19 protein-coding genes are annotated in these 22,849 nt (G+C 73.7%); 4 read left to right on the plus strand and 15 right to left on the minus strand.

The window, feature by feature from the left end:
* Positions 1–24: 24 nt before the first annotated feature.
* From OG245_RS19600 to OG245_RS19620, 5 genes are all read right to left on the minus strand, one after another.
* Positions 25–390: a PH domain-containing protein gene (locus OG245_RS19600; RefSeq protein ID WP_371624788.1), complete on the minus strand. Its 366-nt coding sequence runs from the start codon at positions 388–390 to the stop codon at positions 25–27.
* Between the two features lie 77 nt (positions 391–467).
* Entirely contained in the window at positions 468–2,426 is a 1,959-nt protein-coding gene (locus tag OG245_RS19605; RefSeq protein WP_371624789.1) for an ABC transporter permease, read from the minus strand.
* Positions 2,427–2,550: 124 nt separating this feature from the next.
* A complete protein-coding gene (gene modA / locus OG245_RS19610) occupies positions 2,551–3,381 on the minus strand; it encodes a molybdate ABC transporter substrate-binding protein (RefSeq protein ID WP_371624790.1) in 831 nt (276 codons plus the stop codon).
* Between the two features lie 38 nt (positions 3,382–3,419).
* A complete protein-coding gene (locus tag OG245_RS19615) occupies positions 3,420–3,815 on the minus strand; it encodes a molybdopterin-binding protein (protein WP_371624791.1) in 396 nt (131 codons plus the stop codon).
* Between the two features lie 163 nt (positions 3,816–3,978).
* Entirely contained in the window at positions 3,979–4,779 is an 801-nt protein-coding gene (locus OG245_RS19620; RefSeq protein WP_371624792.1) for a VOC family protein, read from the minus strand.
* 179 nt (positions 4,780–4,958) lie between these two features.
* On the opposite strand from OG245_RS19620, the gene OG245_RS19625 reads away from it, so the two are divergent.
* Positions 4,959–5,552 (plus strand): GNAT family N-acetyltransferase, encoded by a 594-nt coding sequence (locus tag OG245_RS19625; protein WP_371624793.1) that lies wholly within the window; start codon positions 4,959–4,961, stop codon positions 5,550–5,552.
* Between the two features lie 303 nt (positions 5,553–5,855).
* Here the strand turns inward: OG245_RS19625 and OG245_RS19630 are convergent, their stop codons facing one another.
* The 7 genes from OG245_RS19630 to OG245_RS19660 all read right to left on the minus strand — a co-directional run bounded on the left by OG245_RS19630 (position 5,856) and on the right by OG245_RS19660 (position 12,515).
* Positions 5,856–6,821 carry a TerC family protein gene (locus OG245_RS19630; protein ID WP_371624794.1) on the minus strand — a complete coding sequence of 322 codons (966 nt, stop codon included), beginning with the start codon at positions 6,819–6,821 and terminating at the stop codon, positions 5,856–5,858.
* A 262-nt stretch (positions 6,822–7,083) separates the two neighbouring features.
* Complete coding sequence (locus OG245_RS19635; RefSeq protein ID WP_371624795.1) at positions 7,084–8,493, minus strand: cytochrome P450; 1,410 nt, start codon at positions 8,491–8,493, stop codon at positions 7,084–7,086.
* A gap of 66 nt (positions 8,494–8,559) precedes the next feature.
* On the minus strand, positions 8,560–9,150 hold the full coding sequence (locus OG245_RS19640) for an ATP/GTP-binding protein (protein WP_371624796.1): 591 nt from the start codon (positions 9,148–9,150) through the stop codon (positions 8,560–8,562).
* Positions 9,125–9,499, minus strand: a complete 375-nt coding sequence (locus tag OG245_RS19645; protein ID WP_371624797.1) for a DUF742 domain-containing protein — start codon at positions 9,497–9,499, stop codon at positions 9,125–9,127. The genes OG245_RS19640 and OG245_RS19645 overlap by 26 nt, the downstream gene beginning before the upstream one ends.
* The gene (locus OG245_RS19650; RefSeq protein ID WP_007452160.1) at positions 9,496–9,900 is read right to left on the minus strand and encodes a roadblock/LC7 domain-containing protein; all 405 of its coding nucleotides are present in this window, start codon (positions 9,898–9,900) and stop codon (positions 9,496–9,498) included. Before OG245_RS19650 ends, OG245_RS19645 begins: the two co-directional genes overlap by 4 nt.
* Positions 9,897–11,153: an ATP-binding protein gene (locus tag OG245_RS19655; protein WP_371624798.1), complete on the minus strand. Its 1,257-nt coding sequence runs from the start codon at positions 11,151–11,153 to the stop codon at positions 9,897–9,899. Before OG245_RS19655 ends, OG245_RS19650 begins: the two co-directional genes overlap by 4 nt.
* Before the next feature lie 300 nt (positions 11,154–11,453).
* The gene (locus OG245_RS19660; protein ID WP_371624799.1) at positions 11,454–12,515 is read right to left on the minus strand and encodes a LacI family DNA-binding transcriptional regulator; all 1,062 of its coding nucleotides are present in this window, start codon (positions 12,513–12,515) and stop codon (positions 11,454–11,456) included.
* A gap of 340 nt (positions 12,516–12,855) precedes the next feature.
* Here OG245_RS19660 and OG245_RS19665 point away from each other — a divergent pair, with 340 nt between their 5' ends.
* A complete protein-coding gene (locus OG245_RS19665) occupies positions 12,856–13,800 on the plus strand; it encodes a carbon-nitrogen hydrolase (protein WP_371624800.1) in 945 nt (314 codons plus the stop codon).
* 72 nt (positions 13,801–13,872) lie between these two features.
* On the opposite strand, the gene OG245_RS19670 is transcribed toward OG245_RS19665, so the two are convergent.
* Genes OG245_RS19670 through OG245_RS19680 form a run of 3 tightly spaced genes read right to left on the minus strand, consistent with a single transcriptional unit; the run spans position 13,873 to position 17,764 of the window.
* Positions 13,873–15,141, minus strand: a complete 1,269-nt coding sequence (locus OG245_RS19670) for an LLM class flavin-dependent oxidoreductase (RefSeq protein WP_371624801.1) — start codon at positions 15,139–15,141, stop codon at positions 13,873–13,875.
* A complete protein-coding gene (locus OG245_RS19675) occupies positions 15,138–16,499 on the minus strand; it encodes an NtaA/DmoA family FMN-dependent monooxygenase (protein ID WP_371624802.1) in 1,362 nt (453 codons plus the stop codon). The genes OG245_RS19670 and OG245_RS19675 overlap by 4 nt, the downstream gene beginning before the upstream one ends.
* Positions 16,496–17,764: an MFS transporter gene (locus OG245_RS19680; protein WP_371624803.1), complete on the minus strand. Its 1,269-nt coding sequence runs from the start codon at positions 17,762–17,764 to the stop codon at positions 16,496–16,498. Before OG245_RS19680 ends, OG245_RS19675 begins: the two co-directional genes overlap by 4 nt.
* A 159-nt stretch (positions 17,765–17,923) precedes the next feature.
* On the opposite strand from OG245_RS19680, the gene OG245_RS19685 reads away from it, so the two are divergent.
* Both OG245_RS19685 and OG245_RS19690 read left to right on the plus strand, forming a co-directional pair.
* Positions 17,924–21,583, plus strand: a complete 3,660-nt coding sequence (locus tag OG245_RS19685) for a BTAD domain-containing putative transcriptional regulator (protein ID WP_371624804.1) — start codon at positions 17,924–17,926, stop codon at positions 21,581–21,583.
* Between the two features lie 172 nt (positions 21,584–21,755).
* A complete protein-coding gene (locus tag OG245_RS19690) occupies positions 21,756–22,781 on the plus strand; it encodes an endonuclease/exonuclease/phosphatase family protein (RefSeq protein WP_371624805.1) in 1,026 nt (341 codons plus the stop codon).
* Positions 22,782–22,849 lie beyond the last annotated feature (68 nt).

The raw sequence follows: 22,849 nt of genomic DNA on the forward strand, positions 1-22,849 counted from the left end.
CTCCCGGAGCCTTCCGCGGCGGTGCTACCGGGCGACGAACTGCGCCAGTATGGCCTGTACCTCGTAGATGTCGACGCCCTTGGTGAACGTCTTCTGGATCGGGATCGTGTTGCCGGCGATCCAGATGTTCAGCTCCGCTTCGAGGTCGAACGTCCCGGCCGTCTCCACGGCGAACTGCGTGATGCTGCGGTACGGGACGGAGCGGTACTCCACCTTCTTGCCGGTGATGCCCTGCTTGTCGACGAGGATCAGCCGCCGGTCCGTGAACAGCATGGTGTCGCGGATCAGCAGGAACGCGGCGTGGATCTGCTCGTCCGGCCCGAGGAGTCGCGCGTAGTCCTGCTGTGCGGTGGCCGGGTCGATCGTGTGGGCGTTGCCGAACAGTGCCATGGGTTCCCGTCTCTCTGTGATGTCGTACTGGAGTACGTGCGGGGCGCGGTTCTGGTTCCCGTACGGGCCTGGCGCCCCTACAGCGGGACGGCCGTCGCCTCGGTGGCCTTCACGCTGGTCCAGACGGTGCTGCCGTCGGCGATGCCCAGGTCGGCGGCGGCTCCCGGGGTGATCTCCGCGACCAGGTCCGGGGCCTCGGCCGAGGTGATCAGCAGCCGCAGCCGGCTGCCGCCCGAGGTGATCTCACGGACGGTGCCGGGCCAGACGTTGCGGGGGGAGCCGGTGGGCCTCTCCCGGTGTACGGAGACGGCTTCCGGCGCGATGACCGCGAGGGCGTCCGTGCCCGCCGGGAGGGGCTCGGCGACCACGAGGTGTCCGCCGCCCTCCAGGGCCAGGCCGTCGGCGGTGGCGGTGCCGGGCCAGGCGTTGCGGCCCAGCATCCGGGCCACCCACGGCGAACGCGGGTGGCGGGTGACCTCGGCGGGCGGCTCGTCCTGGAGGACCCGGCCGTCCTCCAGCACCAGGACCCGGTCGGCCAGCGAGACCGCCTCGACCGGGTCGTGGGTGACGATCAGGCAGACCCCGCCGAAGTCCGCGAGGTGCCCGCGCAGGGTGTGCCGCACCCGGGCCCGGGTGGTCTGGTCGAGGGCGGCGAGCGGTTCGTCCAGCAGCAGGAGGCGGGGGCGGGCGGCGAGCGCGCGGGCCAGGGCGACCCGCTGGGCCTGGCCGCCGGAGAGCTGGGCGGGCTTCCGGTGCGCCAGGTGGCCCACCCCGAGGCGGTCCAGCCAGTCCTGGGCCTCGCGCCGGGCCGCGGCGCGGGGCACGCCGTGGGCGCGGAGCCCGTACGCCGTGTTGGCCAGGGCGCTCAGGTGCGGGAAGAGCGCGCCGTCCTGGGGCACCCAGGCGACGCCCCGGCGGTGCGGGGGGAGGGCGGTGACGTCGTCGTCGCCGAGGCGGAGGGCGGCGTGCGCGCGGGGGGTGAGGCCGAGGAGGGCCCGCAGGAGCGTCGTCTTGCCCGCGCCGTTGGGGCCGACCACCGCGATGGTCGTGGAGCCCGGGGCGTCCAGCGTGAGCTGCGTGAAGCCGGTGACGTCGGCGTGCAGCGGCCAGGGCTCGGACACGGCCTTCGTCAGCGGGTCGGCGGCGGGGGCCGGGAGCGGGTCCGGGACCGTGGCCGCCGGTTCCTCCGGGCGGGCCGCCGCCGCACGGCTCGCGGGGTCCCGGTGGTCGCCCGGGGTGCCGGTCCAGCGGCCCCGGAGCGCGATCAGGACGATCATCGCGATGGCCAGGAGCAGCAGGGAGACCGAGGTGGCGGCCTCCGGTGAGTCCTGGAGCAGCAGATAGACCTGGAGCGGCAGGGTCTGCGTGGTGCCGGGGAGGTTCCCGGCGAAGGTGATGGTCGCGCCGAACTCGCCGAGCGCCCGCGCCCAGGTCAGGGCGGCTCCGGCGATCAGCCCCGGGGCGACCATCGGCAGCGTCACGGTGAGGAACACCCGGACCGGCGAGGCCCCCAGCGAGGCCGCGGTCTCCTCGTACCGGGGCCGCAGCCCGCCGAGCGCGCCCTCCAGCGAGATGACCAGGAACGGCATCGCGACGAACGTCGCCGCCAGCACGGCCCCCGAGGTGTGGAAGGGGAGCGTGACGCCGAAGGTGTCCTCCAGCCAGGGGCCGAGCAGCCCGCGCCGCCCGAACGCCAGCAGGAGGGCGACGCCGCCGACCGTGGGCGGCAGGACCATCGGCAGCAGCACCAGCGAGCGCAGAGACGCCTTGCCGGGGAACGGCACCCGGGCCAGCAGCCAGGCCAGCGGCACCCCGAGCAGCAGGGAGAGCCCGAGCGCCCACAGGGAGACCAGCAGGGAGAGCCGCAGCGCCTCGGTGGTGCCCTCGGCGGTGAGGTGGGCGCCCAGCTCGCCCCAGGAGGTGCGGACCAGGATCCCGGCGAGCGGCAGCATCAGGAACGCCACGGCCAGCAGCGCGGGCACCGTCAGCAGCAGGGGTGCGCGGGCCCCCGCGGTGCGGCGGCCGGGACGTCTCATCGGTTCGACCTCGTCGGGCTCGGAGTGCGGTGCGGTGCCGGGCAGGCCCGTCGGACGGGACGGTCTGCCGGGCGGTACGGGTCTGCCGGGGCGAGGTGCGGTGGCCCGTGCCGGCGGGGTGCGGCTACGGCTGCTGGAAGCCGGCGCCCTGGAGGATCTTCTGCGCGGCGGGCGTGGAGAGCCAGGCGACGAACGCCTCGGCGGCCTCGCTGTGCTTCGACGTCTTCAGCGTGGCGGCCGGGTAGGAGGCGATGGCGTTCTGCTGGTCCGGGATGTCGATCGCGTCGACCTTGTCGGTGGCGGTCGCGGCGTCGGTCTTGTAGACGAGCCCGGCGTCGGCCTCGCCGAGCGAGACCTTGGACAGGACCGCGCGGACGTTGGGCTCCTGGGAGACCGGCTTCACCTCGATCCTCTGCGCGTCGAGGATCTGCGCGCTGTAGCGGCCCACCGGTACCTCGGGGGCGGCCAGGACGACCTTCAGCTTCGGGTCGGCGAGGTCCTTCAGGCTCCCGACCTTCTCGGGGTTGCCCTCGCCGACGGCGATGACCAGCCGGTTCTTGGCGATGACGGTCGGCTTTCCGGTGTCGCCGGAGAGGCCGTCCATCGTCTTCGTGTCGGCGGTGACCAGGGCGTCGGCGGGGGCGCCCTGCTTGACCTGGGCGGCCAGTTCCTGGGAGCCGGCGAAGGAGAACGTCACCTTCGTGCCCGGGTTCTCCTTCTCGTACGCGGCGCCCGCCGCCTTGAAGACGTCCGTCAGGGAGGAGGCGGCCAGCACGGTCAGGTCGGCCTTCGGGGCGCCCGTCGCGGCTGCCGGGCCGCTGCCCTCGCCCTTGTCCTTGGCCGGGCCGGAGTCGTCGCCGCAGGCGGCGAGCGGGATCAGGAGGGCGGTGGTCAGGACGGCGGCGGCCGCGCGGCGGGGGTTGATCACACGGCGGTGGCTGATCAGCAGGGACATGAGGGTCTGGGCTCCTTGGATTTCGTCGTCGGCCGGTCTCAGACGCGGTCGATGTGCACGCTGGTCGACTTCACCCGGGCGGTCGCCCGCATGCCGACCTCCAGCCCCAGTTCCTCCACCGCCTCCCGGGTCAGGAGCGAGACGAGCCGGTGCGGACCGGCCTGGATCTCGACCTGGGCCGCGACGTCGCCGAGTTTCACCGCGGTGACGATGCCCGGGAACGCGTTGCGGGCCGAGGTGTACGCGGCCTCGTCCTCGCCGTCCGTGCCCTGGCCGACCTCGATCGAGAAGGCGGCCAGCGCGCGGCCGTCGATCAGACGGCGGCCGGCCTCGTCGCGATGGGTCGCGACCCGGCCGGCGTCCGCCCAGCGGCGTGCGGTGTCGGGGCTGACCCCGAGAAGTCGTGCTGCCTGACCGATTGTGTAGGACTGCATGTGCAACACGCTAGGCCATTTGGGCTTGCATTTACCATTCTCTGGACGATGATCCACCGCAGATGCGAGAGGTATCGGAGGAACGTACGGGTGGGGGTGCGGGGCGTGCGTGCGGGCCGCGCCGGTTCTCAGGTCGCGGCCCGGGAGGTGGGGTGGCCCCGGGTCAGGTCACCTGGCTCGTCGCCGGCATCTCGCCCTTGGTGGTGGTCACGTCGATCACGGTGAACCAGGCGCCCTGCGGGTCGCTGAGCGTCGCGAACCGGCCGAACGGGCTGTCCACCGGCCCGAACCGCAGCACCCCGCCGCGCTCGGTCGCCTTCGCCACGGTGGCGTCGCAGTCCGGCACGGCGAAGTACACGTTCAGATACGAGGGGACCTCCGGCGGGAAGTCGTCGTCCATCGCCATCCGGCCGAGGACCGTCTCCCCCCGGACGTCGAACATGGAGAAGTGCATCGACTCGTCGTCGAACTTCCGCACGGTGTAGGGGAAGACCGACGGGTAGAACGTGTCCACCTTCTCCGGGTCCCGGGTGAAGACCTCGCCCCAGCAGTACCCGCCGGGCGCGCCCATCTCCGTCTCGAACCCCTCGTGGCTGCCGGCCTGCCAGATGCCGAAGACGGCTCCACCGGGGTCGCGGACCAGTGCCATCGTGCCGAAGTCGCCGACCCGCATCGGCTCCATCAGCACCTCGCCGCCGCTCGCGCGGACCTTCGCCGCGGTGGCCGCCGCGTCCGGCGACGCGAGATACAGGCACCACGCCGACTGGCCCTCCGCGCCCGGCATCGGCGGGACGACGGCGGCAGCGGCCTTTCCGCCCGCGTACGCCTGGGTGTAGTTGCCGAACTCCGACGCGCTCTCGCCGAACGTCCAGCCGAGCACGTCACCGTAGAAGCTCTTGGCGCCCTCGACGTCGGCGAACATGGCGTCCGCCCAGCACGGGGTGCCCTCGGGTTGTACAGCCATGGTGCCGGTCCTTCCCTGGAGTCCCTGTCCTCGGCCCCGCCCGTACGGGCCCCCGCCCGCACCGGCAACGCTAGTCAGAGGGGGGCCGGTCCGCGCGTCGGGCGATCCGGAGCTGTTATGCACTAGTGCGTACGAGGTGTGCGCTAGTACGAAGGCGGCCAGGGGTTAGGATCGGGTTCATGTCCGCACTTGCTCCACAGCCCGTGACGCTGACCGGGCAGCACGTCCACCTGGTCCCGCTGGCCCTCGGCCACCTCGACGACCTCTTCGCGGCGGGCGGCGGGGACGAGGAGGTGTGGCGCTGGCAGGGCGGCCCGGCGCCGCGGACCCGCGAGGAGCTGCGCGAGCGCATGGAGGAGGTGCTGGGCGACGCGGGGTACGTGCCGTTCGCCGTCGTCCACCGTCCGAGCGGGCGGGCCGTCGGCTGGACCACGTACATGGACGTCGTGGTGCACGACGAACGCCTGGAGATCGGCTGGACCTGGTACGGCCGGGCCCACTGGCGCTCGGCGGTGAACACCGAGACGAAGCTCCTGCTGCTGACGCACGCCTTCGAGGAGCTGGGCATGGGCCGCGTCCAGTTGAAGACCGACCACCGCAACGAGCGCTCGCAGGCGGCCATCGCCCGGCTCGGGGCGCGGCGCGAGGGAGTGCTCCGGAGGCACCGGCGGCGGCCGGACGGGAGCTGGCGGGACAGCGTCTACTTCTCGCTGCTGGCCGACGAGTGGCCTGCGGCGAAGCTGCGTCTCACCGCCCGTCTGGCCGCGGGCTGAGCGGGCCGGGGCTCCCGGTCAGGAGGAGCCGGTCCGGTGCCGGGCGGGCCGCTCCTCCAGGGCGTATTCCGCGCATTCCCGATTCTGGCAGGGGCCCGCGCGCCAGACGGGGACGAAGATCCCGAGGGACTTGTGGCGGTGTATCTCGGAAGGGACGGGCTGTTTGCAGGTCGGGCACATGAAAGCGGCCCGCTGTCGGGTGTCACGCTCTTTGCTGGCCATTTATTCACGATAGGCGGGGCGGGAGATTTTGGAAAGTCTTTCCCTTTGCGTTACCGGGGAATGGCGTTGCTTTCCGTGACCCTACTTGTCCGTATCGCTGCCGGAGGCGTCCGTGTTCTTCGCCGGGCGGCGCATGCTCAACGTCACCGACACCGCCAGGATGACGATGATCACCGCGAGGCTCACCGGCGACGGAATCTCCGGGATCGAGGTGCTGATCATCTTGTGGCAGGCCTGGAGGACGAGCTTGACCGCGATGAAGGCGAGGATGACCGCCAGCCCGTGGCTCAGGTAGTGGAACCGGTCCAGCAGCCCCGCCAGCAGGAAGTACAGGGCCCGCAGCCCCAGGATCGCGAAGGCGTTGCTGGTGTAGACGATGAACAGGTCGTCGCTGACCGCGAGCACCGCGGGCACGCTGTCGACCGCGAAGATCAGGTCGGCCGCCTCGATCGCGGCGACCACCGCGAGCAGCGGAGTGGCGACCCGCCGGCCTTCCTCCCGGACGACGAAGTGCGTACCGGAATAGTGGTCCTGGACCGGCATCACCTTGCGCAGCAGCCGTACCGCGAAGCTCTTGCCCGGGTCGAAATTCTCCTCCTGGCCGCTGAGGATCTTGTAGCTGCTGTAGAAAAGGATCGCGGCGAAGAGGAACAGGACGAAGGTGAAGCGGTTGACCACCGCGACACCGAGCGTCAGGAACACCGCGCGGAAGACCAGTGCGCCGATGACGCCGAAGAAAAGCACCCGGTGCTGATATTCCCGGGGCACCTTGAAATACGCGAAGATCAGCGCGAAGACGAAGAGGTTGTCGACCGAGAGGCTCTTCTCCAGCAGCCAGGCGGTCGTGTACTCCGTTCCGGCGGTGCTTCCGAGCGTCAGGAAGACGACCGCGCCGAAGACCAGCGCGAGGCTCACCCACAACGCGCTCCACAGCCCGGCCTCCTTGAAGCCGATGACATGCGCCTTGCGGTGTGCCAGGAGGTCGACCGTCAGCGAGACGACGACGGTCACGACGAACACGATCCAGAGCCACACCGGTACGTCCACGCCGGGCTCCTCACCCTCGGGTCCTACGAGTGTGACCCGCCCGTTCCGTTGCCGCCCGCCGAGGGACGTCCGGCGCGTACCGTCGCAGAGCGGTCCTCGGAGCCGAAGCCGGTGACGGCCTACCCGCTCCACGGAGCGCGGACGACGTCACCCGTCGCCCGCGGCTCCGCGAGTGTCGCGTACGGCGCGGCCCGTCCTTCCGGGGAGCCGAGTCCGCGGAGCGGACCGATGACCGCGCGCCGTCCGTCGGGCGTCCCGTGGGTCATACGCGGAACACGTCGAGGAACGAGCTCCACCAGCCCTTCTGCTTCTTGGCCTGATCCTGGGCGTGACGGGGCGCCGCCGAAGGAGCGGAGGGGGTGTTCCGGAACGGGTCGGGCAGCTGGGCCGAGGTCGGGGCCGGGGGCTGCGCCACGGTCCCCGCATGCCGTGCGGCCGTCGGGGTGAACCGTACGGGCAGCGCGACCAGGGCCCGGTGGAACGGGCCCGGCCGCCAGGCCACACCCGAGGCGGGCACGGCCAGTGCGAGGTCCGGAACGGTGTTGAGGATCTTCTCGATCGCGGTCAGCGCGATCAGCGTCGCGGGCGACTTGGCCGGGCACACGTGCGGGCCCGCGCCCCAGGCCAGGTGGGCGCCCTTGCTCAGGGTGTGGCGGGCGTCGGTGAGCCCCGGGTCGCTGTTCGCGGCGGCGAAGCTGATCAGTACGGGCGTCTCCGCCTTCAGCACGATCCCGTCCAGCTCGATGTCCCGCACCGGGAAGTGCGTCGCGTAGTTCGCGATCGGCGGGTTGTTCCACAGGACGTCGTCCAGCGCGTCCTCGACGAGCAGCCCCGAACCGCGCCGCTCGGGCGCGCCCGGCTCGTCGCCCGCGAGCATCAGCAGCAGCGCGTTGGCGATCAGATTGCGCTCCGGCTCCACGCCCGCGCCCATCAGGATCACCAGCTGGTCCTTCAGCTCCTCGTCCCGCAGCCCCGCCGGGTGCTGGACCAGCCAGGAGGTGATGTCCTCGCCGGGCTGGCGGCGCTTGATCGCGACCAGCTCCATCAGGCAGTCGTTCAGCTCGGCGTTGGCACGGAGCACGTCCTCGCCGTCGAAGATGGCGGACATCGAGCGGGTCAGCCGGTCGCCGATGTCGCCGGGGCAGCCGAAGATCTGGTTGAACAGCAGCAGCGGCAGGAGCTTGGCGTACTCGTTGAGCAGATCGGCGGTGCCGCGCTCGATGAACTGGTCGATCAGATAGTCGGCGATCCGCTCGACGTCCCGGCTCAGCCTGGAGCTGTTCAGCCGGGACAGCGACTCGGTGACCGCCTTGCGCAGCCGCAGGTGCTCCGCGCCGTCGGTGAACAGGCAGTTGGGCCGGTACACCATCATCGGCAGGACGGGGCTGTCCATGGGGACGGCGCCCTCGCGCAGCGCGGCCCAGCGCCGCGAGTCGCGGGCGAACAACGCCGGGTTCTGGAGCACCCGCAGCGCCGCCTCGTGCTGCACGATCAGCGTGGCGTCCACCCCGGGGGCCAGCTCGATGGGCGCGGCGGGGCCGTGCGCCCGGGCCGCGTCGTAGAAGCGGTGCGGATCGGCGGCGAACTCCGGTCCGTACAGCGACGTCCGCTGCTGGTGCATGGGGCACCCGGCGGGCGCGCTGTACGGGGTGGCTCCCGGCTGCGGGTCCATGGTCGGCTTCCTCGGTGTGATCGCGGGGCCCGGTCGGCCCCGGCTCGGGATACGTCTGGGGGTGCGTCAGGCGGCGTGCGCCAGCAGGTGACGGACCAGGGTGATCAGGGCCTGTGCGGAGGAGTTCTGGTCCCGGGCGTCGCAGAAGACGACCGGGGTGTCCGGCAGCAGGTCGAGCGCCTCGCGCAGTTCGTTCTCGGCGTGCTGCGAGTACGGGTCGAAGCTGTTGACGGCGACCGCGTACTCCAGCCCGTACGTCTCGACCAGGTCGATGACGGGGAAGGTGTCGGCGAGCCGCGCCGGGTCGACCAGGAGCAGCGCGCCCAGCGAGCCGCGCGCCATGTCCTCCCACAGCTCCACGAACCGCTGCTGGCCCGGCGTGCCGAACAGGTACAGCACCAGTTCGTCGCTGAGCGTCAGGCGCCCGAAGTCCAGGGCGACCGTCGTCGTCGTCTTGTCGGGTGCCCCGCGCAGATCGTCGACCTGGGCCGCGGCCTGGGTCATCCGCTCCTCGGTGCGCAGCGGCGTGATCTCGGACAGTGTGCCGATCAGCGTCGTCTTGCCCACGGCGAAGTGCCCGACGACGAGGATCTTCGCCGCGCGCTGCACCGCGTCCGGCACATAGATGCTCTCAGCCGAACCGGACTTGGAGTCCATGCAACACCTCTTCGAGGATCTTCCTGTCAACGAGCTGGGCAGGCGGCGGCGCCTTCCGGCGCAGCAGGTGTCCCTGCTGGTGTAAATCCTGGAGCAGGAGACGGGCCACCCCGACCGGCAGGCCGAGGTGGCCGGCGACCTCGGCCACCGACAGATAGCCGCCGGAGCACAGCTCCCAGATCGCCTTGACCTCGGGGCTCGGGTTCGGCGGAGCCTGGCGGTCGGGGGCGAGGGTGACCAGGGTGACGAGGGAGAGATCCTCCGCGTCGGGCAGCCCCCGCCCGCCGGTGATGACGTAGGACCGGACGAACCCGCTGCTGACCTGCTGCTCCTCGCCCGGCGCCGTCATATCTCGCTGCTCGCGTTCTGGCGGGGCGGCGTGGTCATCGCCTTCCCCAGTGCGGTGACCTGCTGCTGCATCCGGAAGGACATCGCCTCCATGTCCACGTCGGCGGCGGCGGTGGCGGCCAGGTAGGCGCCGGTGCCGGCGGCGATCAGGAAGATCCAGCCGTCCTCGTACTCCAGGAGCGTCTGCCGCCAGCGGCCCGGTTCACGGGTTCCGATGAAGGGGGCGACGGCGCGGCTGAGGGACTGCATGGAGCTCATCGCCGCGGCGACGGTCTCCGCGTCGTCCCGGCCGATCTCGCTGGAGTTGGCGAGCAGCAGGCCGTCGGCGGACACCAGGATCGCGTGCCGGGCGCCGGGTACCTGGAGCAGGTCGTTGAGTACCCAGGACAGATCGGGGTTCACTGGAACTCGGGTCCTTCCGTCGTCGTCGTGTCGCGTCCGGACCGGGTGCCGCGCTGGAACGCGCCGAGTCGGGAGGCGGTCTCCTCGTTGCTGCGCACGGGCTCCGGTTCCGCCGAGGGCACGGCGGACACCGGGCTCTTACGACGACGCTTCGGCAGTCCCCCGGCGGTGGTGGTGATCTGGGCCAGCGGCTGGGTGGCGGTGTCGGGCTGCTGCGGGGCCGGCGGGAAGAGCGGGGTGGGCGCCGGAGCCGGGGCCTGCCACTGGTCCGGCTGCCGCACCTGCTGCATCTGCGGCGGTGGGGGAACGGCCGCTTCGGATGCTTCGGCGGGCGCCGCGGCCGGCGGCGCCTCGGTGGTGAGCAGTTCGTCGGGGATGAGGACCACCGCGCGTACGCCTCCATAGGGGGAAACGGAGTCCACCGAGACCCGGAAGCCGTAGCGGGCGGCGAGCATCCCGGAGACGGCGAACCCGAACTGCGGCGGGATGCCCAGGCTGGAGACGCTGATCGCGGCCTGGGGGGAGAGGAGGGCCGCCGCGCGGTCCTTCTCCTCCTGGCCCATGCCGAGGCCGGCGTCGTCGACGATGAGGCAGACACCCGTCGGCACGGCCTGGATGTTGATCTCGACCGGGGTGCCGGGTGCGGAGTAGTTCGTGGCGTTGGCGAGCAGCTCGGCGAGGACCACGGCGACCGGCTCGACAGCCCGGCTCACGACGGAGAAGTTCACCTGGCCGTTGACCCGGACCCGGTCGAAGTGCCGGATACGGCCCTGGGCGCTGCGGGCCACGTCGAAGACGGAGGCCACGGTCTCGCGCCGGCCGAGCCAGCCGCCGCAGAGCACGGCGATGCCCTGGGCGCGCCGGCCGAACTGGCTGTTGGCGTGGTCCATCGCCATCAGGTCGGCGAGGATCCCGGGGTCGTCGCCGTACTTGCGCTGGGCCTTCTCGATCACGACCTGCTGTTCGTCCGCGAGGCCCTGGAGGGTGCGGACGGCGGCCTTGAGGACGGCCTTGGTCTCCTCCTCGGCGTCCTTGCGGACCTCTGCCAGCTCGGTGGACTGACGCTGGAGCAGGCCGTTGTGGACGACGTGGAGTTCGTCCCGTTGGTGCAGGAGCGCGTCGCGCTCCTGGCGCAGCTCGGCATGGTGTCTGCGGAGCTTGACGTTGGTCGCGCGAGCCCGCAGAACGGCACCCACGGCGACCAGTGCTACGACAACCAGCGCCCAGAAGACGGGGCCCTGTGGAAATGTCATGAGACTCACTTCAAGTGCCATGGCGGAAACGGCTTGACACCCCGTCAGGCGGCACGCAGTCACGGCTCGTTCGCCAGGACCGTGCGCCGCTTCGGGAGGTGCCCCTCCGAAGGTGGGGCCGAGGATTTCATCCCTCCCGGAATGCCCCCACACGCCATCAGCCCACTGGAAGTAAGATGATCTTATCATCGGCCGCACCGTGAAATGTCAAGGCCGCCACGCCAGTTGCGAGTCGACTCACAACGTTCACATTGCGGAGACGCGGAGGACGGCAAACGGCCGCCGTTCGGCGGGGGTTGGTCAGCTCGGCGACCCTGTCGAGGCGCGGGTCTCCAGGGTCCAGGCGTGCAGCCGGACGGTGTCGGGGGCCGTGCGGTCCGCGAGGATGTCGCAGAGCAGCTCGGCGCAGGCGCGGCCGTACGCGGCAGGGCGCAGGTCGACGGCGGTGACGGGCGGCTGCGCGCCCCGGGTGGCGGCGCCGTCGACGCAGGACGCGACGAGCAGGCCGCCGCGGAGCGGGGCGTCGCCGAGCGGATCACCCCGGGTGCTGTCCTCGCTTCCGCCGCGTGCGCCGACCGTCCGGCCGAGGGCCGCCGCGGCGCGCAGGACGCCCGGGGCGGAGCCGTCGGGGGCGCTGATCACGGCGTCCACGGCGGGGTGGGCGGCGAGGAGCTCCCGGGCGGTCGCCTCGGCCTCCCCCGGGGTCGCCGCGAACGGCACGGTGCGCAGCGCCACCTCCACCCCGTGGGCCAGCCCCCAGGCCCGGGCCGTCGAGCGCAGCGCGGTCGCCCAGGCGGAGGAGCCCGCGGGCGCCAGGAGCGCGGGGCGGCGGGCGCCGCGCTCGGTGACGTGGTCGAGGAGGGCGGTCAGGGAGGCGGCGTTGTCGCAGACCACCGCCGCGCTGGGGCCGGCGGCCGGGCCGAGGTAGCGCTCGCCGGTCACCACCGGCACGCCCGCGTCGAGCAGCGCCGGCACCGCGCTGTCGCCCGCCTCGGGGTCGATCACCAGCAGGCCGTCCACGCGCGAGGCGATCCGTCCGCCCGGCGCCCCCGAGGACGCGAGCAGCACCACGTCGAGCCCGTCCTCCTGGGCGCGCTCGACCGCCCCGAAGGCGAGGTTCATGTAGTAGTCCAGCCGGGTCGCGGTCGCCGGCAGGTGCAGCCCGACGGCTCCGGTGCTGGCGCGGCGCAGCCGCCGGGCGGCGCTGTTGGGGCGGTAGCCAAGCCCCTCGGCCACCGCGCGGACCCGGTCCCGGGTGGCTTCCGCGACCCGTCCCGAGCCCTGGAGCGCGTCGGACGCGGTGCTCTTGGAGACCCCGGCGGCGCGGGCGACATCGAGCAGGGTCACGGTCCGGGAGGTCACGGGGGTGAAGTCTAGGGTCTCTCGTCTGGATCATGACAGGCTCGCGGGGCCCGGCACGCGCACCTGCGGCGTTGTCGTCAGTCGCCCATGCTCCGCAGTGACTCCCTCCTCCGCCTTGCAGCCGCACGCACCGGACCCCGCTCCCTGGTCCGACCTGATCCGAACGAAAGACCCTAGACGTTCGCCGGAGGGCGGGTCGAAGGGTTGCCGGAACGTTCCGGCAGGGTTAGGTTCGGTCCGTGCCGGAACGTTCCGGCACGCGTGGCGCACCTCGTGTGCCCGAGTCCCCGCAGCCGCTCCGCCCGTGCCCGCCCCGCCGGCCCCCTCCCCAGGAACCGCCATGCGTCTGATCACCGCGTACAACCCGCCCGCGTCCCCGACCCGGACCCGCCCCGCCGAACGCGCCCCCCTGCGGGTGGCGGCGGTCCAGCAGCGCTGGCACCGCGACCCCGCCGAGCACCGGGCCGCCCTGCTCGACGGCATCCGGCTCGCCGCGGCCGAGGGCGCCCGCGTGGTCTGCCTCCAGGAGCTGACGCTGTCGCCGTACTTCGCCGTCGTGCGCCGGGCCGACCACCCGGGGCCCACCGGGCCGGAGGAGCTGCTGACCGGCCCCACCTTCACGTTCGCGGCCGAGGCCGCCCGTGAGCACGGTGTGTACGTGCACGCCTCGCTGTACGAGAAGGCCCCGGCGCCCGGTGGCGAGGACGACGGCCTCGGCTACAACACCGCGATCCTCGTCGCCCCCGACGGCACCCTCGCGCAGCGCACCCGCAAGACCCACATCCCGGTCACCGAGGGGTACTACGAGGACCACTGGTTCCGCCCCGGCCCGGCGGGTGACGACGCCTTCCCGCTGGTCACGGTCGACGAGGCCCGCTTCGGCCTGCCGACCTGCTGGGACCAGTGGTTCCCGGAGCTGGCGCGCGCCTACTCGCTCGCCGGGGCCGACGTCCTCGTCTACCCGACCGCCATCGGCTCCGAGCCGGGCTTCCCCGGCTTCGACTCCCAGCCGCTGTGGCAGAAGGTGATCACCGGGAACGCCATCGCCAACGCCACCTTCATGATCGTGCCGAACCGCGTCGGCGCCGAGAACGGGCTCACCTTCTACGGCAGCTCCTTCATCGTGGACCCGTACGGCCGCGTCCTGGCCCAGGCCCCCCGTGACGAGCCCGCCGTGCTGGTCGCCGACCTCGATCTCGACGCCCGCCGCGACTGGTTGGAGCTGTTCCCGTTCCTGACCACCCGCCGCCCGGACGCGTACGGCCCGCTGACCGAGATCCGCTGACCGGGATCCGTTGATCCCGGATGCGTACGGCCGTTGACCGGGATCCGCTGAGCCCGGACGCGCACGGTCCGTTCATCGAGGCCCGCTGACCCCGGGTACGGGTCCGGGCCCGGCCGCGCCGGCCCGGTTCCAGCGACCCGCGTAGCGGCTCTCGGGGCGGGCCAGGCCCAGGTGGCCGCGGAGCGTCGTCGCGCCGTACGCCGTCCGGAAGGCGCCGCGCCGCTGGAGCTCCGGCACCAGGCCCCGGGTGATCGCCGTGAGGTCGTGCGGCAGGACGCCGGGGCGGAGCCGGAATCCGTCGAGCCCGGCGTCACGCCAGTCGAGCAGCAGGTCGGCCAGTTCGCCGGGCGTGCCGGTGAAGACCGGGGCGTCGGAGGCGAGGGGTGCGCCGGCCGACTCGTCCAGACGCGCCCTGCGGCGGCCGGCCGCTCCCGGTTCCTCGTCCAGGAGGACCAGCAGGTCCGCGAAGCGCAGGAGCGGCCGCTCCCGTACGTCCCGGCCGGTGCGCTCCACCGCCGTGCCGACCTCGGCGAGCACCGCCGGGACACCCGCCCGGTCCTGCGGCGTGAGGTGCACGACGTCCGAGGAGAGCGCCGCGAACTCGTACGGCACGGAGGCGTGCGCGAGGCTCACCACCGGGGGCGCGCCCTGCGGTGAGCGCGGTGTGATCGAGGGGCCCTTGACGGAGAAGTGCGTGCCCCGGAAGTCGATGGGGTGCACCTTGTCGCGGTCGAGGAAGCGGCCCGTGGCCGCGTCCCGGATCTCCGCGTCGTCCTCCCAGCTGTCCCACAGCCGCCGCACCGCCTCCACCGCTTCCGCACCCTCCGAGAACAGCGGGCTCAGCCGGGCGGCGATCGACTCCGGGTCGGTCACGTCGTCCTCGGTGAGCTGCGGGGTGTGGCGCCGGCCGAAGTGCCGTGCGTCGGCCGCGCGGGAGGAGATCTGCGGCCGCCAGCCCGCACGTCCCGCGCTCGCGTGGTCGAGCGTGGCGATGCCGATGCCGACGTGGAACGGCTCGGTGTGCGTGACGTTCGTGGTCGGGACCAGCCCGATGCGGGTGGTGAGCGGCGCGAGGTGGGCCGCGAGCAGCACCGCGTCCACACTGCCCCGGACCCGGTCGGTGCGGTCGTCGGGCCGGTGGAAGGCGGCGGACTGAAGGCCGAGCGCGTCCTCGAAGGTGACGTAGTCGAGCAGGCCGTGCTCGGCCTCGGCGACCAGCCCGGCCCAGTACGCGGCCGAGAGCAGCTCCGAGGGCCGGGCGCCGGCGGCCCGCCACGCGGCCGGGTGCCAGCCCGCGCCGTCGAGTGCGACGGCGAGACGCAGCGGGGTGTGGTCGGTCATGCGGGGCTCTCCTTCTCCTCGTCCGGGGCCCGCCGGGGCGTACCGGAGTGCGGGCCGAGGTGGTCCCGCAGGGTCGTTCCCGTGTAGTCCGCGCGGAACGAGCCCTTCTCCTGGAGCAGCGGCACCACCCGGTCCACCACGTCGTCCAGGCCGCCGGGGGTCAGATGGGGGACGAGGACGAAACCGTCGGCGCCCTCCGTCTGCACGAAGTGGTCGATGGCGTCGGCGACCGTGCGCGGGCTGCCCACGAACGTCGGACGGCCGCCGACCTCGATGACCAGCTCCCGTATCGACAGACCGCGTTCCCCGGCGAGTTCGCGCCACCGCCGGGCGGTCGCGGCCCGGTCCCGGCGGAAGACGGAGTGCCCCTTCAGGAAGTGGGCGTCGTCCTGCGGCTCGATGCCGGGCAGCGGTCCGTCCGGGTCGTAGGCGGACAGGTCACGGCCCCAGACGGCCTCCAGGTGGGCGATGGCGGTCTGCGGGCTCACCAGGTCGCGGGCGATCTCGTCCGCGTACGCCGCCGCTTCCGCGTCGGTGTCGGCGACGACCGCGTTGGCGGTGGGGAGGATCAGCAGCTCGTCGGGGCTCCGCCCGTACGTCGCGAGACGCCGTTTCACGTCCCGGTAGAAGTCGCGGGCCGCGTCGAGCCGGTTGTGCTTGCTGAAGACGACCTCTGCCTCCGCGGCGGCGAACTCGCGGCCCGCGTCGGACTCGCCGGACTGGATGATCACGGGGCGCCCCTGCGGGCCCGGCGGGGTGGTGAACCGGCCCGCGACGTCGAAGTGCCGCCCGCGGTGGGCGAAGCGGCCCGCCCCGGCCCGCGCGAACACCCCCGAGGCGGCGTCGGCGCGCAGGTCGTCCTCCTCCCAGCTGTCCCACAGCAGGCGGGCCACGGAGAGGAACTCGGCCGCGCGGGAGTAGCGGTCGGCCTCGGGCAGGAAGCCGCCCCGGCGGAAGTTCTCGCCGGTGAAGGCGTCGTTGCTGGTGACCACGTTCCAGGCGGCCCGCCCGCCGCTGAGGTGGTCGAGCGTCGCGAACCGGCGCGCCACCTCGTACGGCTCGTTGTAGGTCGCGTTGACCGTGGCGGCGAGCCCGAGGCGGGTGGTGACGGCGGCCAGGGCGCTCAGCACGGTCAGGTTCTCCGGGCGTCCCGCGATGTCCAGGTCGTAGACCTGCCCCTTGTGCTCGCGCAGCCGCAGTCCTTCGGCGAGGAAGAAGAAGTCGAACTTCCCGCGCTCGACGGTCCGCGCGAGCCGGACGAAGGAGTCGATCGCGATCTGGCTCCCGGACCGGGGGTCCGACCAGACGGTCACGTTGTGGATCCCGGGCAGCTGGGCGGCGAGGTGTATCTGTCTCATGCCTGCCCCTCCTTGCCGGCGGTCGTAGCTGTCGCGGTGACGTTCCGCCGGGTGGGGAAGCCCGCGCCACGGGCGTACAGCACGACCGCGATCACCGGCAGCAGGAGCAGCAGGACGGCCCAGGGGAAGGAGTCGCTGCCGGTGGCGTCGAGGAGGATCCCGCCGACGATGCCGCCGGCCGCCATCGCGACGTTCCAGAGCGTGACCAGCATCGCCTGGGCCGCGTCGGCGGACTCCCCGCCCGCGTCGCCCGCGGCGGTCTGGAGCAGGGTGGGCATCCCGCCCCAGCCCAGGCCCCACAGCACGGCGGCGGCGTAGACGAGCGCGGTGGTGTCGGAGAGCACGGCCAGGAGGGCCGCGGCGACGGCGACCAGCAGGGCGCCCGCGATGGTCAGGCCGCGCAGCCGGTCGTGGATCAGGACCCCGGTGATCCAGATGCTCGCCAGTGAGGCGGCTCCGAAGACCAGCAGGATCAGCCCGGTGGAGCCGCCGAGGCCGAGGTCCTCCAGATACGTGGCGATGTACGCGTACAGGATGGTGTGGGCGAGGACGAAGACCAGCGTGACGAACAGGACCGGGCTCACCCCCGGGATGCGCAGGGTCCGCAGCATCTTCGGCCGTTCGCCGCGGCCCTGCCCGGGGAAGTCCGGCACGGCCGCGGAGATCCACAGCAGGAGCAGCACGGTGAGCCCGGTCATGGAGAGGAACGCCACCCGCCAGCCGAGCGCGTCGCCGAGGAACGTACCGGCGGGCACACCGAGCGAGAGGGCCACCGGGATCCCCGCCATGGCGACGGCGATGGCCTTGCCCTGGAGGTGCGCGGGGGCCATCCGCCGCGCGTACCCGGCGAGCAGCGCCCAGGCCAGACCGGCCGCGACCCCGGCGACGAACCGTGCCGCCATCGTCAGTTCGTAGACGGACGACAGAGCGGTGACGGTGTTGGCGAGGGCGAAGCCGCCCATCGCGGCGAGCAGCAGCCGCTTGCGCCGCCATGCGGCGGTGGCCGCCGTCAGCGGGATCGCGGTGAGGGCGGTGCCGATCGCGTAGACCGTCACCGTCTGACCGGTCGCGGACTCGCTCACCCGGAGGTCCGCGCTCATCGCGGGGAGCAGACCCGCGGGGAGGGTCTCGGTGAGGCTCGTGATGAAGACGGCGGTGGCGAGGGCGAGCAGGGCGAGCAGCGGGAGCTTCTGCTGCGCCCTGTCCCCGCTCCGGGGCTCCGGTGCCGCCGGGGAGGCGGCGGCCGTGTCGGGTGCGGTGCTCATGCGGGCTGCTCCAAGGGGCCGGGGTGGCGGGTGGTGGTGGCTCGGTGAGGTGGCTCGGTCAGGTGGCCGGGTGACGGCACGACTGTGCGCCGCAGGGCTTCGGGAAACCTTCGGGAACGCTGACGACCGGCTCCTTTCCCCGCATGTACGGTGGCGCGTATGCGGTTTGGGGTGCTCGGGCCACTGGTGGTGGGGGACGGCGAGGGGAACGACGTGGTCGTCCCCGAGCGCAAGGTCCGGGCCCTGCTGGCGGACCTCCTCGCCCACGACGGCGGCCCGGTCGCCGCCGACCGGCTCATCCACGACCTCTGGGGCGACGCACCGCCCGGGAATCCCTCGGGTGCTCTCCAGGCCAAGGTCTCCCAACTGCGCCGGGTGCTCGGCCGCGACCGCGTGGTCCGCCAGCCCCCGGGGTACCGGCTGCGGCTGGAGCGCGGTACGGACGAGGTGGACGCCGACCGCTTCAGGGCCCTGGTGACCGAGGCCCGCCCCGTACGGGATCCCCACGCGCGGGCCGCCCTGCTCACCGAGGCCCTCGGGCTGTGGCGGGGCCCCGCGTACGCGGACTTCGCGGACGCCGCGTTCGCCCGGGAGGCCGTCCAGCGCCTCGCGGAACAGCGGCTGTCCGTGCTGGAGGAGCAGGCGGAGGCACGCTGGGAGGCGGGGGACCACGTGCTGCTCGCCGGAGAGCTGGCCGATCTCGTCGCCCGGCACCCGCTGCGGGAGCGGCTGCGCGCGGTCCAGATGCGGGCGCTCTACTCGGCGGGGCGCCAGAGCGAGGCGCTCGCGTCGTACGACGACCTCAGGGGCCGGCTCGTCGAGGAGCTGGGTGTCGACCCCGGCCCCGAACTCGCGTCCCTGCACCGGGCGGTGCTCCGGCAGGACCCGCTGCTGATGGGACTTCACGTGTCCCGGGTATCCCAGGTGTCCCAAGTGCCTCAGTCTGCCTGGACACCTCAGGCTTCCCGGACGCCTCAGGCTCCTCCGACTCCTCAGGCTCCACCGACTCCTCCGGCACCTCAAGGTCCTCCGGCGCCTCGGCTTTCCCGCGGGCCTCAGGGGAACCTTCCGCTGCCCCTCACGCCCCTCGTCGGCCGCCGCCGGGCGCTCGCCCGGATCTCCCGGCTCCTGGCCGACGAGCGGCTGGTGACCCTCACCGGGCCCGGCGGGGTCGGCAAGACCCGGCTGGCGGTCGCCGCGGCCACCGCCGAGAGGGACCGTGCGGCGGCGGGCGGCCCGGGGCACGGTGTGGGCGGCAGGGACGGCACGGACGGCGAGGGTCGCGGGGACGGGCCGGGAGGCGGCGGCCCGGGGGACGGCGTCTGGCTCGTCGAGTTCGCGGGCGTCCGTACGGGCACGCCCGCCGACCTGGCCCAGATCGTTGCCGCCGCCCTGGGCGTCCGGGACGACGCCGCGAGCGCCGCGCCGGGCGTCGGACCCGGCGCCCTGTCCCTGCCGCACCGCCTGGCCGCCGCCCTGCGCGACCGCCGGACCCTGCTGGTCCTGGACAACTGCGAGCACGTCGTGGACGCCGCCGCCGGACTCGCCGAGCTGCTCCTGCGCACCGCACCCGGGCTGCGCGTCCTCGCCACCGGCCAGGAGCCCCTCGGCCTGGCGGGCGAGGCGGTGTTCCTGGTCGAGCCGCTCCCGCCCGCCGACGCCGCCCGGCTGTTCGTGGAGCGCGCCGGGTCCTCCGCCCCCGGCTTCCCCCGCGATCCGGACGGGCCCGAGCGCGAGGCCGTCGTCGAGATATGCCGCCGCCTCGACGGCATCCCGCTGGCACTGGAACTCGCCGCCACCCGCGTACGGGTGCTGGGAGTACGGGAGTTGGCGGCGCGACTGAGCGACCGCTTCCGGGTCCTGACCACCGGACAGCGGGGCGCCCCGGCCCGCCAGCAGACTCTGCGGGCGGTGATCGACTGGAGCTGGGAGCTGCTCGGGGAACCCGAGCGCGTGGTCCTGCGCCGTCTCGCCGTCCACCGGGACGGCTGCGATCTCGCCGCGGCCGAGGCCGTGTGCGCGGGGGACGGTGTCGCCCGGGAGGACGTGCTCGACCTCGTCGGGCGGCTCGTCGACCGGTCCCTCGTGGTCGTGGCGAACGGTCCCGACGGGCCCCGCTACCGGCTCCTGGAGTCCGTCGCCGCGTACGCGACGGAGCAACTGCACGCGACGGAGGGCCTCGCGGCCGTACGCGACCGTCATCTGCGGCACTACCTCGCGCTCGCGGAGCGCGCCGAACCTCGGCTGCGCGGCGCGGAGCAACGCCGTTGGCTGGACCGGCTGGACGCCGAGGCCGGGAATCTGCGGGCGGCCCTCGACGAGGCGGTCCGCCGCGCGTCGGCCTCCCCGGGCGCGTCGGCCTCTCCCGGTGCGCCGACCGCCCCGACCGCCCCGGGTGCGGCGGGTGCGGCGGGTGCGGAGGCTGCGGCGGGTGAGGTCGTGCGGCCGGCCGCGGCGCTGGCTTGGTGGTGGCTGCTGCGAGGCCGCCTCACCGAGGCGCGGCGGAGTCTGCGGGCGGTTCTGACGGCCGTCCCCGGGGGATCCGCGGACACGGCCGAACTCGTGCTCCTGCACCGGGCGTTCGCCCTGCTCACCGGAGATGCCGGAGACGCCGGTGCGACCGAGGGCGGGACCAGGATCGGGGCCGAGGGCGGGGCCGGGACCGAGGCCGGGACCGGGGCCGGGATCGAGGTCACGGCCGAGGGTGTCGTCGACCCCGTGCGGCGGGCCCGTGCGTTGTGGCTGTGCGCGTACGGCCTGTTCAGCGCGGGTGACACAGCCGGGGGCGAGGCGCTGAACGCCCGGGCGCTCGCCCTGTTCACCGCCGCGGACGACCCGTGGGGCACCGCGGCCGCGCTCGGCCTGCGGTCGACGCTCGCGCTGGTCGGCGGGGACCTGGCGGGCCTGGGCCGCGACGGGCTGCGCAGCGCCGCGCTCTTCCGCGAACTGGGCGATCGCTGGGGTGAGTTGCAGACGGTGTCGCCACTCGCCGCGCTCGCCGAGATCAGGGGCGCTTACGAGGAGGCCGGGCGACGGCAGCACGAGGGCCTGCGGATGGCGCGGGAGCTGGGGCTTGAGGCGGAGGTGTCGGCGCGGCTCTCCGGGCTCGGCCGGCTGGCGTTGCTCGCCCGCGACTGGGACCGGGCCCGTGACCTGCACGAGCGGGCGCGGCGCATCGCCGCCGAGCAGGGCTACACGTACGGCGAGATCCACTCCGGAATGGGCCTCGCCCTCGGCGCCCGCCGCTCCGGTGACCTCGACGTGGCCGAGGCGCACCTCCTGCGCATCCGCGACGGGTTCGCCGCCGTGTCGTCCCGGGCGGGCGACCACCTGCTCTGCGCGGAGCTCGGCTTCATCGCCGAACTCCGGGGCGAGGCGGGCCCGGCCGCCGCGCACCACCTGCGTGGCCTGGCCGTCGCCCGCGTGCTCGCCGAGCCGCGCGCCCTGGCGCTGTCGCTGGAGGGCCTGGCAGGGGCGGCGGCCCTGGTGGGGCGCGTGCCGGAGGCCGACTGCGCCGCCCGCCTCCTCGGCGCGGCCGCCGCGGCCCGACGCCGTGCCGGAGCCCCGCTGCCGCCCGCCGAACGGGCCGACGTCGACCGCGTCACGGCGGCGGCCGGGGCCGTCCTGGGCGGACCGGCGTTCACGGAGGCGTTCGACCGGGGTGGCGGGGAGAGCGCCGAGGACGCGGTGCGCGAGGCGCGGGCGCTGCTGGCCCGCCCCGAGCCTTCCGCGCCCCCCGAGCCCCTCGCGCCCCCCGAGCCTTCATGGACCTCCGAGCCCTCAGGGCCTTCCGCGACCCCGAGCCTTCCGCGCCCCTGACAACGCGCCGCCAGGCCGCCCTGACACCGCGCCCCCGAGCACCTGCCGATACCTACCCGATACAGAGCCGTGCGGTGCTCGAAGCACACCCCTGACCAGCCGGAAGCGGTGCTCCCGGAGGCTGTCGACGTACCCGATCCCCGGTGTGCGCGAACGTCAGGAGAGCAGAGCCGTGCCGAGCCCACCGGAGGCCGCAGCGCTTCCCACGGACGCGGAGCCCGCCCCCGGGCCCGCCCCCACCGGCCCCACCCGATGGGCCGGTCGGGCCGGTCGGGCCGGTCGGGCCGCCCGCCGCCCCGGTCCGTGGCTCGCCGCCGCAGCGCTCGTCTGGGCCGCGGCGATGGCGCTGCACGGATGGATTCCGAACGCGGGCGTCAACGCGGGCAGTCTCTTCCAGACGCTGCTGCCCTGGACCGGCCTCGGTGTGCCGGTGCTGCTCGGGCTCGCCGCCGTACGCCGGTCCCGGACCGCCGTCGCGGCGGCGCTCGTGCCCGCCGTCTTCTGGGCCACGCTCTTCGGCGGCGCGCTCACCGACAAGCGTTCGGGCGGCGGTGATCTGACGGTGGTCAGCCACAACGTGGGCGAGGGGAACACCGACCCGGCCGGGACCGCGCGGATCCTCGCCGGGGCGGGCGCGGACGTGCTGGCGCTCGAAGAGCTGTCCGACGCGTCGGCGACCGTCTACTCCCGCGAACTGGCCACCGCCTACCCGCACCACGCGGTGGTCGGCGGGGTCGGCATCTGGAGCAGATATCCGCTGGCGGAGGTGGAGGCGGTGCCGATCATGCCGTGGACCCGCGCCCTGCGCGCCACGGCCCGGACCCCGGACGGGCCCGTCGCCGTGTACGCGGTCCATCTGGCGTCGGTGAGGGTCTCGGCGGCCGGTTTCACGACGGGCCGGCGCAACGAGGCGGCCCGCGAGCTGGCCGCCGCGCTCCGGGCGGAGACCGCGCCCCGGGTCGTGGTGCTGGGCGACTTCAACGGGACGTACGAGGACGGCGCGCTGGCCCCGGTGACCTCGCAGCTGCGTTCGGCGCAACGGGAGGCGGGCGACGGGCTCGGGTTCACCTGGCCCGCCGCGTTCCCGGTGGTCCGCATCGACGACGTGCTGGTGCGGGGGATGACCCCGCGCGCCGCCTGGACCCTGCCCGCCACCGGCAGCGACCACCTCCCGGTCGCGGCCACGGTGAGCCGGTGACGTCCCGTGGCGGCCACGGTGTCCCGGTGACGCCCGGGTGACGAATCCGCCGCCGCGGGGGTGGACCG

The sequence above is a fragment of the Streptomyces sp. NBC_01116 genome (assembly GCF_041435495.1).
Classification (GTDB): domain Bacteria; phylum Actinomycetota; class Actinomycetes; order Streptomycetales; family Streptomycetaceae; genus Streptomyces.